Origin of the sequence: Streptomyces sp. P9(2023), assembly GCF_032436795.1 — a bacterium.
In the GTDB taxonomy this organism is placed as follows: domain Bacteria; phylum Actinomycetota; class Actinomycetes; order Streptomycetales; family Streptomycetaceae; genus Streptomyces.
The window spans coordinates 1-14199 of sequence record NZ_JAUPWM010000023.1 but is presented as its reverse complement, the minus strand read 5'-3'; the positions used below and the strand labels follow the sequence as shown (position 1 = coordinate 14199).

At 70.9% G+C, this 14199-nt stretch carries 10 protein-coding genes; 5 read left to right on the top strand and 5 right to left on the bottom strand.

The window, feature by feature from the left end:
* The first annotated feature begins 43 nt into the window (after window positions 1–43).
* The 4 genes from Q5762_RS25045 to Q5762_RS25030 all read left to right on the top strand — a co-directional run bounded on the left by Q5762_RS25045 (window position 44) and on the right by Q5762_RS25030 (window position 5978).
* Entirely contained in the window at window positions 44–634 is a 591-nt protein-coding gene (locus Q5762_RS25045; RefSeq protein WP_315894485.1) for a DUF3090 domain-containing protein, read from the top strand.
* A complete protein-coding gene (locus Q5762_RS25040) occupies window positions 631–1434 on the top strand; it encodes an SCO1664 family protein (protein WP_315894484.1) in 804 nt (267 codons plus the stop codon). Before Q5762_RS25045 ends, Q5762_RS25040 begins: the two co-directional genes overlap by 4 nt.
* Window positions 1435–1579: 145 nt before the next feature.
* A complete protein-coding gene (gene mshC, locus Q5762_RS25035) occupies window positions 1580–2809 on the top strand; it encodes a cysteine--1-D-myo-inosityl 2-amino-2-deoxy-alpha-D-glucopyranoside ligase (RefSeq protein ID WP_315894483.1) in 1230 nt (409 codons plus the stop codon).
* Between the two features lie 130 nt (window positions 2810–2939).
* A complete protein-coding gene (locus Q5762_RS25030) occupies window positions 2940–5978 on the top strand; it encodes an NPCBM/NEW2 domain-containing protein (RefSeq protein ID WP_399495260.1) in 3039 nt (1012 codons plus the stop codon).
* A gap of 66 nt (window positions 5979–6044) precedes the next feature.
* On the opposite strand, the gene Q5762_RS25025 is transcribed toward Q5762_RS25030, so the two are convergent.
* The 5 genes from Q5762_RS25025 to Q5762_RS25005 form a co-directional block, all read right to left on the bottom strand.
* Window positions 6045–7142 carry a PAC2 family protein gene (locus Q5762_RS25025; RefSeq protein ID WP_315894481.1) on the bottom strand — a complete coding sequence of 366 codons (1098 nt, stop codon included), beginning with the start codon at window positions 7140–7142 and terminating at the stop codon, window positions 6045–6047.
* Between the two features lie 212 nt (window positions 7143–7354).
* Window positions 7355–8959: a glycerol-3-phosphate dehydrogenase/oxidase gene (locus Q5762_RS25020; RefSeq protein ID WP_315894480.1), complete on the bottom strand. Its 1605-nt coding sequence runs from the start codon at window positions 8957–8959 to the stop codon at window positions 7355–7357.
* A gap of 6 nt (window positions 8960–8965) precedes the next feature.
* A complete protein-coding gene (gene glpK / locus Q5762_RS25015) occupies window positions 8966–10492 on the bottom strand; it encodes a glycerol kinase GlpK (RefSeq protein ID WP_315894479.1) in 1527 nt (508 codons plus the stop codon).
* 35 nt (window positions 10493–10527) lie between these two features.
* Window positions 10528–11316 (bottom strand): MIP/aquaporin family protein, encoded by a 789-nt coding sequence (locus Q5762_RS25010; RefSeq protein ID WP_315894478.1) that lies wholly within the window; start codon window positions 11314–11316, stop codon window positions 10528–10530.
* 359 nt (window positions 11317–11675) lie between these two features.
* Entirely contained in the window at window positions 11676–12440 is a 765-nt protein-coding gene (locus Q5762_RS25005) for an IclR family transcriptional regulator (RefSeq protein ID WP_315894477.1), read from the bottom strand.
* Window positions 12441–12742: 302 nt separating this feature from the next.
* On the opposite strand from Q5762_RS25005, the gene Q5762_RS25000 reads away from it, so the two are divergent.
* On the top strand, window positions 12743–14199 hold a 1457-nt coding region (locus tag Q5762_RS25000; RefSeq protein ID WP_315894476.1), incomplete at its 3' end, for a homocysteine S-methyltransferase family protein.

The window sequence follows — 14199 nt, the reverse complement described above, 5'->3', positions numbered from 1 at the left end:
GCGCGGGCCTCCATCACTGCCGAGACCCAAGGGAGTCAGGGACGTGTCCCGTCAGGTGTTCCTCTACGACCCACCGGAGCGTTTCGTGGCCGGCACGGTCGGGCTGCCTGGCCGCCGTACGTTCTTCCTGCAGGCGTCCGCGGCCGGCCGGGTCACCAGCGTGGCCCTGGAGAAGACCCAGGTCGCCGCGCTCGCCGAACGCATAGACGAACTCCTCGACGAGGTCGTCCGCCGCACCGGCGGCAACGCGCCCGTCCCGGCCGTCGCCCCCGCCGAGATCGCCGACACCGCCCCGCTCGACGTCCCCGTCGAGGAGGAGTTCCGGGTCGGCACCATGGCGCTCGCCTGGGACGGCGAGGAGCAGCGGATGATCGTCGAGGCGCAGGCCCTCGTCGAACTCGACGCCGAGACCGAGGAGGACCTCGCCGCCGCCGAGGAGCGGATGCTCCAGGACGAGGAGAACGGGCCGCCGATGCTGCGCGTCCGCCTCACCGGATCGATGGCCCGGGCCTTCGCCAAGCGCGCCCTCGACGTGGTCAACGCCGGCCGCCCGCCGTGCCCGCTGTGCAGCCTGCCGCTCGACCCCGAGGGCCATGTCTGCCCCCGTCAGAACGGATACCGACGCGGAGCATGAGCGGTCCCGACAACCGGGCGGTCGTCGACCTGCTCACCAAGGGCGAGCTGACCGTGCGCGGCCAGGTCCGCGAGGCGTCCAACGCGGTGCTCGTCTGCTCCGTCGCCCTCGACGGCGTGGACGCCGACTGCGTGTACAAGCCCGTCGCCGGCGAACGGCCGCTCTGGGACTTCCCCGACGGCACCCTCGCCCAGCGCGAGGTCGCCGCCTACGAGCTCTCCGAGGCCACCGGCTGGGGCCTCGTACCGCCCACCGTGCTGCGGGACGGACCGTACGGCGAGGGCATGGTCCAGCTGTGGGTCGACGCCGACCCCGGGGCGAGCCTGCTCGCGCTCACCGAGGACGAGGAGGCGGGAGACGGCTGGAAGGCTGTCGGGCCCGCCCAGGTGGGCGAGGACCGCACCGCCCTGCTCGTCCACGCCGACAGCCCGCAACTGCGCCGGCTGGCCGTCCTGGACGCCGTCATCAACAACGGCGACCGCAAGGGCGGCCACCTGCTGCCCGCGCCGGACGGACACCTCTACGGCATCGACCACGGGGTGACCTTCCACGTGGACGACAAGCTGCGCACCCTGCTGTGGGGCTGGGCGGGCGAGGAGCTGCCCGCCGAGGCAGCCGCCGTCCTGGACCGCCTCGACGGCTCCCTGGCCCCCGGGAGCGCGCTCACCACCCGACTGGCCGAACTGCTCACCGAGGCCGAGGTGGACGCCGTGCGCCGCCGCGTCACCGCCCTGCGTACCACCGGCCGCCACCCCGAGCCCTCCGGGCAGTGGCCGGCCATCCCCTGGCCTCCCGTCTGACCGATCGGATTCGGCCAACCACGATCCGAGGGGTGCGCACCCCCAGGGGGTATGCACGAACGATCGCGAGCTGCAAGACCGCCTTGTCAGCCAAGATCCCGGATCCGGTTCGTATCCGGAACAGGTGTCCGGTTACGCTCGGGTCATGCATGCCTGGCCCGCTTCTGAGGTCCCCGCCCTGCCCGGCAAGGGCCGCGACCTCCGGATCCACGACACCGCGACCGGTGGACGAGTCACCCTCGCCCCCGGCCCCGTCGCCCGTATCTACGTCTGCGGGATCACGCCGTACGACGCGACCCACATGGGTCACGCGGCGACCTACAACGCGTTCGACCTCGTTCAGCGCGTGTGGCTCGACACCAAGCGGCAGGTCCACTACGTCCAGAACGTCACCGACGTCGACGATCCGCTCCTTGAGCGGGCGATCCGGGACGGCGTCGACTGGGTCGGCCTCGCCGAGCGCGAGACCGCCCTCTTCCGCGAGGACATGACCGCCCTTCGGATGCTGCCGCCGCAGCACTACATCGGCGCGGTCGAGGCCATACCCGGCATCGTGCCGCTCGTCGAGCGGCTGCGGGACTCCGGCGCCGCCTACGAACTCGACGGCGACATCTACTTCTCCGTCGAGGCCGACCCGCACTTCGGTCAGGTGTCGAACTACGACACCGAGCTCATGCGCCACCTCTCCGCCGAGCGCGGCGGCGACCCGGACCGCCCGGGCAAGAAGAACCCGCTCGACCCGATGCTGTGGATGGCCGCCCGCGAGGGCGAGCCGAGCTGGGACGGCGGCAGCCTCGGCGCCGGCCGCCCCGGCTGGCACATCGAGTGCGTCGCCATCGCCCTCGACCACCTCGGCATGGGCTTCGACGTCCAGGGCGGCGGCACGGACCTGATCTTCCCGCACCACGAGATGGGCGCTTCCCACGCCCAGGCGCTCACCGGCGAGTTCCCCATGGCGAAGGCGTACGTGCACGCCGGCATGGTCGCCCTGGACGGCGAGAAGATGTCCAAGTCCAAGGGCAACCTGGTCTTCGTATCGGCGCTCCGCCGCCAGGGCGTCGACCCGGCCGCCATCCGTCTCTCGCTCCTCTCGCACCACTACCGCGCCAACTGGGAGTGGACCGACCAGGTTCTCGAGGACGCCGTGGAGCGGGTGGGCCGGTGGCGCGCCGCCGTCTCCCGTCCCGACGGCCCCTCCGCCGACGCGCTGGTCGAGGAGATCCGCGCGGCGCTCGCCGACGACCTCGACGCGCCGGCCGCGCTCGCCGCGGTCGACCGGTGGGCCGAGCGCCAGCACGCCGAGGGCGGTACGGACGAGTCCGCACCCGGCCTCGTCTCCCGCGCCGTGGACGCCCTGCTCGGGGTGGCCCTGTAGCCCGACCCGTATAACTTCCCTGTCTCCAACCGCCCTTGGACTTCTCACGAAGTCCAAGGGCGGTTCCCTTTTGTCCTGGCCTCGGTGCTCGTTTCTGCGCTAAACAGCGTCCATGCAATCAACATTGCGCATGAAGGCTGCATTCGTCGGCGCTGTGCTCGGTCTCCTCGCGGTGTTCGCGGGACCGGGCAGCGCCCAGTCCGCCGAACCCGAACCGACCACCGTCGGCAACGTGACCGGCTTCGAGGCCGACGGAGCCGTCTACCGACTGACCGCCGGCCCCGCGCAGGCCCGGGTCAGCTTCGTCACCGACGAGACCTTCCGTATCGAACTCGCCCCCGACGGACGGTTCACCGACCCGACCGGGCAGGACATCGTCCGGCCGCAGGGCGCCCCGCCCGGGACCAGCTGGCAGGACCGCGGCGACCGCTACGAACTCACCACCGCGAAGGTGACCCTGCACGCCTACAAGGCGCCGCTCCGCTTCGCCGCGTTCCGCGCCGACGGCACCCCGCTGTGGTCCGAGTCCACCGGCCTCAGCTGGAGCCAGGACCGCACCACCCAGACCCTGGCGCGCGGCACCGACGAGCAGTTCTACGGCGCCGGCATGCAGAACGGGCGCGGCAACACGTCGCACCGGGGCAAGACCGTCGAGGTCGGCGTCGACTACAACTGGAACGACGGCGGCCACCCCAACTCCGTGCCGTTCTACCTCTCCTCGGCCGGCTACGGGGTCTACCGCAACACCTACGCCCCGAACACCTACGTCTTCGGCGAGCCCGTCACCACCAGCGCCCGCGAACAGCGCTTCGACGCCTACTACTTCGCCGGTTCCGGCTCCGACGCGCTCAAGGACGTCATCGGCCAGTACACGAACCTGACCGGCAAACCGTTCCTGCCGCCCGTGTACGGACTGGAGATCGGCGACGCCGACTGCTACCTCCACAACGCCAACCGTGGTGAGCGGAACACCCTCGACGCCCTGAAGGTCGCCGACGGCTACGTCCAGAACGACATGCCGAACGGCTGGATGCTCGTCAACGACGGGTACGGCTGCGGCTACGAGAACCTCGCCGAGACCGCGGACGGCCTCAAGGACCGCGGTATGCAGCTCGGTCTGTGGACCGAGGACGGTATCGACAAGCTCGAAGAGCAGGTGAAGGCCGGCCAGCGGGTCGCCAAGCTCGACGTCGCCTGGGTCGGTTCCGGCTACAAGTTCGCCCTCGACGGCTGCAAGGACGCCTACGCCGGCATCGAGGCGCACAGCGACGCCCGCGGCTTCACCTGGGCCCCCGAGAGCTGGTCCGGTGCCCAGCGCTGCGGCGTCCAGTGGTCCGGCGACCAGTCCGGCACCTGGGAGTACATCCGCTGGCAGATCCCCACCTACGCGGGCGCCTCGATGTCCGGACTCGCGTACACCACCGGTGACGTCGACGGCATCTTCGGTGGCAGCGCCAAGACGTACACCCGCGACCTGCAGTGGAAGATGTTCCTGCCCGTCACCATGACCATGGACGGCTGGGCCGCCAACGACAAGCAGCCCTTCCGCTACGGCGAGCCGTACACCTCGATCAACCGCGACTACCTGAAGCTCCACGAGTCGCTGCTGCCGTACATCTACTCGCACGCCCGCCGCGCCACCACGACCGGCGTCGGCCTCGCCCGGCCGCTCGTCCTGGAGTACCCGAACGACCCCAAGGCGGCTTCGGACGCGGCGAAGTACGAGTTCCTCAGCGGCGAGGACTTCCTCGTCGCCCCCGTCTACCAGGACGCGGTCGAGCGCGACGGCGTCTACCTCCCCGAGGGCACCTGGATCGACTACTGGAGCGGCCGCACCTACCAGGGCCCGGTCACCGTCGACGACTACAGCGCCCCGCTCGACACCCTGCCGCTCTTCGTCCGGGCCGGCGCCACCGTCCCGATGTGGCCGGGCGGGATCCGCTCGTACACCGACCGCACCGCGAACTCCCCGCTCGCCTGGGACATCTACCCGCAGGGCACCTCGTCCTTCGAGCTGTACGAGGACGACGGCGTCACCCGCGCCCACCGCACCGGCCAGTACGCCACCCAGACCGCCGAGGTCCGCGCGCCGCAGCGCGGAGCGGGCGACGTGACCGTACGGATCGGCGCGAGCAAGGGCACCTTCGCGGGCAAGTCCACCGCCCGGCCGTACCAGTTCACCGTCCACACCGGCGACGCGCCGAGCGAGGTCTCGCTCGGCGACCGCGAACTGCCGCGCCTCACCTCGAAGGCCGCCTACGAGGCCGCCGGGCAGGGCTGGTGGTACGACCGCGACGACCGCGGGGGAGTGGTGAAGGTCAAGACGGCCGCCCAGCGCACCGACCGCGCCTTCACCCTCGACCTTGAGGACACCAGTGCGGTCGGCGGAGCCGTCCCGGGCGCCGCCGCCACGGCGAGCGTCCCGGCCGGACAGGAGCTGGGCGCGGGCGCGCCCGGCACCGTCGCCGTCGATGTGACGGCGGGCTCCAGGGACGCCACCGGCGTCGAGGTGTCGCTCGCGGCCCCCGCCGGCTGGCAGGTCACCCCGGCCGCACCCGTCACGCGCATCCCGGCGGGCACCACGAAGCGCGTCGAGGTCTCCGTCACCCCGGCGAAGGACGCGAAGCCGGGCGAGGCCACGCTCACGGCGACCGTCCGCCACCGCGCGGCGGGCCAGGACCGGACCGCCGTCCAGCGGTTCGCCGTCGGGGTGATGCCCGAGCCGCCGTCCACGCGCGTCTGGGCGAGCGACCTCACCTGGCTGAAGTCCACCAACGGCTGGGGGCCGCCCGAACGCGACCGTTCCAACGGCGAGTCGGGCGCGAGCGACGGCCGGACCCTGACCCTGGCCGGCACGACGTACGAGAAGGGCATCGGCGCCCACGCCGACTCCGACATCGAGCTCTACCTCGGCGGCCGCTGCACCGCGTTCACCGCCGACGTCGGCATCGACGACGAGATCAACGGCTACGGGGAGGTGGCCTTCTCGGTCGAGGCCGACGGGAAGGTCCTGTGGACCTCACCGAAGCTGACCGGCGCATCGGCGACGCTCCCGGTCCAGGTGGACGTCACCGGCGCCCGGCACGTCAGGCTGCGGATCACCGACACCAACGGATCCAAGAGCGGCGACCACGGGGACTGGGCAGCGGCCCGCTTCGACTGCGCCTGATCGCCTGCCGTAGGGGCACGGAAGGGGGCCGCACCGATCCCGGTGCGGCCCCCTTTCTCGTACGGTTCAGTCCTCGCCGTCGCCGTCGCCGTCGCCGTCGCCGTCGCCGTTCGCCGAGCCCTCGTCGTCGCCCTGGGACGCCTCGGGCGTCTCAGGAGCATCCGGTGCCTCAGGCGCCTCAGGCGCTGGTTCCGGTGCCGGCCGTTCCGGCTTCGGCGGCCGGGTCCGGCCTCCGCCGGTCTCCCGCAGGTACGAGGTGTCCCCGCCCTCCGTGGCGATCCCCGGTCCCTGACCCGGCCCTTGGCCCGGCCCCGGTCCGGGACCGCCGTCGCGCCGCCGCAGATACCGCTCGAACTCGCGGGCGATGGCCTCGCCCGAGGCCTCCGGCAGCTCCGCCGTGTCCCGCGCCTCCTCCAGCGTCTGGACGTACTCCGCCACCTCGCTGTCCTCGGAGGCGAGTTGGTCCACGCCCAGCTGCCAGGCCCGCGCGTCCTCGGGCAGTTCGCCCAGCGGGATACGCATGTCGATCAGGTCCTCAAGGCGGTTCAGGAGCGCCAGCGTCGCCTTGGGGTTGGGTGGCTGCGAGACGTAGTGCGGCACGGCCGCCCACAGGCTGACCGTGGGCACGCCCGCGTGCGTGCAGGCCTCCTGGAGGATTCCGACGATGCCCGTGGGCCCTTCGTACCGGGTCTCCTCCAGGTCCATCGTCCGCGCCAGGTCCGGGTCCGAGGTGACCCCGCTGACCGGGACGGGCCGGGTGTGCGGGGTGTCGCCGAGCAGCGCGCCCAGGATCACCACCATCTCCACGCCCAGTTCATGGGCGAAGCCCAGGATCTCGTTGCAGAACGAGCGCCAGCGCATCGACGGCTCGATCCCGCGGACCAGCACCAGGTCGCGCGGCTTGTCGCCGCCGACCCGGACCACGGAGAGCCTGGTCGTCGGCCAGGTGATCTTCCGGACCCCGTTGTCCAGCCACACCGTGGGCCGGTTGACCTGGAAGTCGTAGTAGTCCTCGGCGTCGAGCGCCGCGAACACCTCGCCCTTCCATTCCCGGTCCAGATGGGCGACCGCGGTGGAGGCAGCGTCGCCGGCGTCGTTCCAGCCCTCGAACGCGGCCACCATGACCGGGTCGATCAGCTCGGGAACCCCCTCGAGCTCGATCACCCAGTGCCTCCTTTTCGACGTTCCTGTCGTACCTGTCGTACGGACCAACCTTACGGCTTTCCAGGGGCCCGTCCGCAGCCCTCGTGCACCACCGAGCGCCATTCGCGGCCTTGATCGACTACCCAGGAACGCCCCTCGGCACACGGACGCGTACCGGACGCGTAAGGGGCGGCCTCCCAGGAGACCGCCCCTTACATCACCCCATCAGCACGTCACTTGCGCAGCATGGAGTCGACCTTGCCCCGGATCTCGTCCGTCGCGAGACCGCGGATCGTCAGCGTCGTACGGCGGCGCAGCACGTCGTCCGCCGTCTCCGCCCACTCGTGGTCCCGGGCGTAGGCGACCTGCGCCCAGATCTCCGGGGCGTCCGGGTGGACGCGCTCCCCCAGCTCGGGGTTCTCGTTCGCCGTCCGCGCGATGTCGAAGGCGAGCGAACCGTAGTGCGTCGCCAGGTGCTTGGCGGTGTCGGCGGCCATCCGCGGGCCGGGGGCCGGGCCGTCGACGAGCAGCCGGTGCACGACCGCGTTCGGGTTGGCGATACCGGGCAGCGGCAGCCGCTTCGGCAGCGTCGAGACGGACTCGTAGTCCTCGCCCAGCGGGCGGCCCGGCAGGGCCTCCAGCTTCTTCATCACCGTACGGCCGATGTGGCGGAAGGTCGTCCACTTTCCGCCGGCCACCGACAGCATGCCGCCGCGGCCCTCGGTGACGACCGTCTCGCGCTTGGCCTTGGAGGTGTCGCCGGGGCCGCCGGGCAGCACCCGCAGACCGGCGAAGGCGTACGTGATCAGATCGCGCGAGAGCTGCTGGTCGCGGATGGAGAACGCGGCCTCGTCCAGGATCTGCGCGGTGTCCTTCTCCGTCACCTCGACCTGGCCGGGGTCGCCCTCGTACTCCTCGTCCGTCGTGCCGAGCAGCAGCATGTCCTCCCAGGGGAGGGCGAACGTGATGCGGTACTTGTCGATCGGGGTCGCGAGCGCGGCCTTCCACGGCGAGGTCCGCTTCAGGACCAGGTGCGCGCCCTTGGAGAGCCGTATGGAGGGCGCCGCGTTCGGGTCCTCCATCTTGCGCAGGTGGTCCACCCACGGGCCGGTCGCGTTCAGCACCAGACGGGCGGTGACGCCGAACTCCTCACCGCTCGTACGGTCCTTCAGCTCCGCGCCCGTGACCCGGCCGCGGGTGAAGCGCAGCCCGGTGACCTCGGCGTGGTTGAGGACGACGGCACCGGCGTCGACCGCCGCGCGGACCGTCATCAGCGCCATGCGGGCGTCGTTCATCTGGTCGTCGCCGTACACGGCCACGGCCTTGAGGTTGTCGGTCCGCAGCTCCGGCACGTCCTGCGCGGCCTTCGCCGGGCTGAGCAGGTGCCCGACGCCGTCACCGAAGGCGGACAGCGCGGAGTACGCGAAGACACCGGCGCCGAGCTTGGCCGCGCCGTGCGGGCCGCCCTTGTACACGGGCAGGTAGAAGGTGAGCGGGTTGGCGAGGTGGGGTGCCACCTGGCGGGAGACCGCACGCCGCTCGAAGTGGTTCTCCGCGACCAGCTTCACCGCGCCGGTCTGCAGGTAGCGCAGCCCGCCGTGGAGGAGCTTGGAGGAGGCGGAGGAGGTGGCGCCGGCGAAGTCGCCGGCGTCCACCAGGGCCACCCGCAGGCCCGACTGCGCGGCGTGCCAGGCGGTGGAGATGCCCAGAATGCCGCCGCCGATCACCAGGAGGTCGTACGTCGCCTTGGAAAGCTGCTCCCGAGTCTCGGCGCGGCTCGGCAGGGAACCGGCAGCCGGTCGCGTCCCCAGGGCAGGGACGCTCTGCAGGGTGGTCATGTCGATCTACTCCTCGTCCTCGATCCAGCCCATGGTCCGCTCGACGGCCTTGAGCCAGCTCTTGTACTCGATGTCACGCTTGTCGGCGTCCATGCGAGGGGTCCATTCCGCCGCGCGGCGCCAGTTGGCGCGCAGGGCGTCGGTGTCGGGCCAGAAGCCGACGGCCAGGCCGGCGGCGTAGGCGGCACCGAGGCAGGTGGTCTCGGCGACCATGGGCCGCACGACCGGCGCGTCCAGGAAGTCCGAGAGGGTCTGCATCAGCAGGTTGTTGGAGGTCATGCCGCCGTCGACCTTGAGCGCGGTCAGCTCGACACCGGAGTCCTTCGTCATGGCGTCGGTGATCTCGCGGGTCTGCCAGGCGGTGGCCTCCAGGACGGCACGGGCGATGTGCGCCTTGGTGACGTACCGGGTGAGGCCGGCGATCACACCGCGGGCGTCGGAGCGCCAGTACGGGGCGAACAGACCGGAGAAGGCCGGCACGAAGTAGGCGCCGCCGTTGTCCTCGACCGAGGACGCGAGGGTCTCGATCTCGGCGGCGGACTTGATCAGGCCCATCTGGTCGCGCATCCACTGCACCAGCGAACCGGTGACGGCGATCGAGCCCTCCAGGGCGTAGACCGGCTTCGCGTCGCCGATCTGGTAGCCGACGGTGGTCAGCAGCCCGCTGTAGGAGTTGATGATCTTGTCGCCGGTGTTCATCAGCATGAACGTGCCGGTGCCGTACGTGGACTTGGCCTCGCCCTCGGCGAAGCAGGTCTGGCCGAAGAGCGCGGCCTGCTGGTCGCCGAGTGCGGAGGCGACCGGGATGCCGTCCAGGACGCCGCCCTTGACCGTGCCGTACACCTCGGCGGAGGAACGGATCTCCGGGAGCACCTCCGCCGGGATCTCCATGGACTGCAGGATCTTGTCGTCCCAGCCCATGGTGTGCAGGTTCATCAGCATGGTGCGCGAGGCGTTGGTGACGTCGGTGACGTGGTGACCGCCCTCGACACCGCCCGTGAGGTTCCAGATGACCCAGGAGTCCATGGTGCCGAAGAGGATCTCGCCGCGCTCGGCGCGCTCGCGCAGGCCCTCGACGTTGTCGAGCAGCCAGCGGACCTTCGGCCCGGAGAAGTACGAGGCGAGGGGGAGGCCGGTCTCGCGGCGGAAGCGGTCCTGGCCGACGTTGCGGCCGAGCTCCTTGCAGAGCGCGTCGGTGCGGGTGTCCTGCCAGACGAGGGCGTTGTGGACGGGCTCACCGGTGTTCTTGTCCCAGAGCAGCGTGGTCTCGCGCTGGTTGGTGATGCCGACGGCCTTGACGTCGGCGGAGGTGATGCCGGCCTTCGAGATCGCCCCGGCGACCACTTCCTGGACGTTGGTCCAGATCTCGGCGGCGTCGTGCTCGACCCAGCCGGGCTTCGGGAAGATCTGCTCGTGCTCCTTCTGGTCGACGGAGACGATCCGGCCGTCCTTGTCGAAGACGATGCAGCGGGACGAGGTGGTGCCCTGGTCGATGGCGGCGATGAACGGCCCGGCGGTGTGTGCGTCGGTCACGGTGTGCTCCAAGGGAGGTCTGGAAGAAGGACGGCTCAGGCGAACGCGATGTTGTAGATACCCGCGGCGATGGCGCCGCCCACCAGGGGGCCGACCACCGGGATCCAGGCGTAGCTCCAGTCGGAGCCGCCCTTGTTCGGCAGCGGCAGCAGGGCGTGCACGATACGAGGGCCGAGGTCACGCGCCGGGTTGATGGCGTAGCCGGTGGGTCCGCCGAGCGAGAGGCCGATGGAGACGACGACGAAGGCCGTGATCAGCGCGCCGAGGACACCCAGGCCCTTGCCGCTGTCGTTGAGGCCCTGCGTCAGCACCGCGAGGACCAGCACGACCGTGCCGATGATCTCGGTGGCCAGGTTCTGCCACACCACGCGGACCTCGGGTCCGGTGGAGAAGACCCCGAGCACCGGACCGGCGTTCGGCGCGGCCTTCTGGTCGACCATGCCCTCCTCGTGCGGCGGCGCGGAGATGATCTCCGGGTCCGTGAGGTGGGCCTGGAACTGTCCGTAGTACGCGACCCAGACCAGGAACGCGCCGAGCATCGCGCCGAGCAGCTGGCCGGCGAAGTACACCGGGACGTTGCTCCAGTCCCCGTCCTTTATCGCGATGCCCACCGTGACGGCGGGGTTCAGGTGGGCGCCCGAGAGGGTACCCGTCATGTACACGGCAGTCATGACCGCGAAGCCCCACCCGAAGGTGATGGCGAGCCACCCGGCGTTCTGAGCCTTCGAGCGCTTGAGCACCACGGCGGCGACGACGCCGCCGCCGAGCAGAATGAGTACGGCGGTACCAATGATCTCGCCGATGAAGATGTCGGAGCTGGACACCCGCGACTCCTTTGTCCTTCGTCCAGGGGAAGGCGAACCCCGGGTCCCTCCGGTGGTCCGCGCCCTCCGATGAGGGCGTTGCCGGCCCTTGGCACTGCCACACTCTAGCGCGTATTGCCGGTAGGTGTTCGACAATGCCGACCGATGAACGGAAGTTTTGCCCCCTGGTTAACAGCGCGTCAAGGGTTCGGTGGCCGATTGTGTCCCGCATGCCCCGATCGTTACCGACCGGTCGGGCGGGCGCGCCCCGGACACGCGAAGGCCCGGCCGCCATCGGGCGGCCGGGCCGGTTCGTCACGGGTGGGGCAGGGGCGGTCCGTCAGGGGTGGGGCAGGGCCCCACGGGCGGGCGCGCGGGGCCTAGAAGCGCCCCGCGCCCAGGTCGCGGGAGACGGCACGGGCACAGTCCCGTACCGCCGCCACCAGCTCCGAGCGCAGCTCGCCGGCGTCGCAGACCCGCTCCACCGCGCCCGTGATCGCCACCGCGCCCACCGGCATCCGGCGCCGGTCGTGGATCGGGGCGGCCACCGCGGCCACGCCCTCCCAGGTCTCCTCCACATCCGCGGCCCAGCCTCGGGCGCGCGTCATGTCGAGGAGGGACTCGAACTCCTTGAGGTCCGTGACCGTACGGGGGGTGAAGCTCTCGCGCGGAACCTCGAGGCCCTCGCTGTGCGCCACCGGGTCGTACGCCGACAGCACCTTGCCCAGCGCCGTGGAGTGCAGCGGCTGCATCGCCCCCACCTCCAGCACCTGCCGGCTGTCGTCCGGCCGGAAGACGTGGTGCACGATCAGGACGCCCTGCTGGTGCAGCACGCCCAGATGGACGCTCTCGCCGCTGGACCGTGCCAGGTCGTCCGTCCAGACCAGCGCCCGCGCGCGCAGCTCGTGCACGTCCAGATAGCTGTTGCCGAGACGCAGCAGCTCGGCGCCCAGCTGGTAGCGGCCCGAGGCAGCCTCCTGCTCCACGAAGCCCTCGGCCTGCAGGGTGCGCAGGATGCCGTGGGCCGTGCCCTTCGCCAGACCCAGGGTCGAGGCGATGTCGGAGAGGCCGAGCCGGCGCTCGCCGCCCGCGAGCAGTCGCAGCATCGCCGCCGCTCGTTCAAGCGACTGGATGTTCTTCGCCATCGCCCGGCCTTTCTCCCTGTCCATATGTGTCCACGACCCCGGGTCGCCCCGTGGATCCTAGGGAAAGGATCGCGTGGATCATGCTGTTCGACAATGCTGAACACTATCGGTCGATGCCGACCGCGCGTTACCTACACAGTGTCGGTCATGAACGGGTCCGACCGGGAGCCCCCGGAAGACACGATGCCGTCCGCCCATTGAAACGCGATGTCCACCCCGGCGGCCGCGCGGTTACGCTGGCCCCGTGCACCCTCCACCGAGCGTGCAAAGCCGACAGCCGTCGCATCCCAGGGAGCTCATCCATGGCCTCGTCGCCGACCCCTTCCGTTGACAGCCGGACCCGCGCCGCAGCACTCCGCGAGGCACTCGCGACCCGCGTGGTGGTGGCCGACGGAGCCATGGGCACCATGCTCCAGGCACAGGACCCGACCCTTGAGGACTTCCAGCAGCTGGAAGGCTGCAACGAGATCCTCAACGTGACCCGGCCCGACATCGTCCGCTCGGTGCACGAGGAGTACTTCGCCGCCGGTGTCGACTGCGTCGAGACCAACACCTTCGGCTCGAACACGTCGGCGGCCGGTGAGTACGAGATCGCCGACCGGATCGTCGAGCTGTCCGAGGCCGGCGCCCGGATCGCCCGCGAGGTCGCCGACGAGTTCGGGGCAGCGGACGGCCGCCAGCGCTGGGTGCTCGGCTCCATCGGCCCCGGTACGAAGCTGCCGACGCTCGGCCACATCCCGTACGCCACGATCCGCGACGGCTACCAGCAGAACGCCGAGGGCCTGCTCGCGGGCGGCGCCGACGCGCTGATCGTGGAGACCACCCAGGACCTGCTGCAGACGAAGGCGTCCGTCATCGGTGCCCGCCGCGCCCTGGACGCGCTCGGCGTCGACGTGCCGCTGATCTGCTCCCTCGCCTTCGAGACGACGGGGGTGATGCTGCTCGGCTCGGAGATCGGCGCCGCGCTCACCTCCCTCGAACCGCTCGGCATCGACCTGATCGGCCTGAACTGCTCGACGGGCCCGGCCGAGATGAGCGAGCACCTGCGCTACCTGGCCCGGCACTCCCGTACGCCCCTCATGTGCATGCCGAACGCGGGCCTGCCGATCCTGACCAAGGACGGCGCATACTTCCCGCTGACCCCGCCCGAGATGGCCGACGCCCAGGAGACGTTCATCCGCGACTACGGGCTCTCCCTGGTCGGCGGCTGCTGCGGCTCCACGCCCGAGCACATGCGGCAGGTCGTCGAGCGGGTCCGTGATCTCACGCCGGCCGTCCGCGATCCGCGGCCGGAGCCGGGTGCCTCGTCGCTGTACCAGACGGTGTCGTTCCGCCAGGACATCTCGTACATGGCGATCGGTGAGCGGACGAACGCGAATGGTTCGAAGAAGTTCCGTGAGGCGATGCTTGAGGGTCGCTGGGACGACTGCGTGGAGATGGCGCGGGATCAGATCCGTGAGGGCGCGCACATGCTGGACCTGTGTGTCGACTATGTCGGCCGGGACGGTGTGGCGGACATGCACGAGCTGGCGGGGCGGTTCGCCACCGCCTCGACGCTGCCGATCGTCCTGGACTCCACCGAGGTGGAGGTGCTCCAGGCGGGTCTGGAGCACCTGGGCGGGCGTGCGGTCATCAACTCGGTGAATTATGAGGATGGTGACGGGCCGGAGTCGCGGTTCGCGAAGGTCACGCGGCTGGCGCAGGAGCATGGGGCGGCGTTGATCGCGCTGACGATCGACGAGGAGGGCCAGGCCCGTAC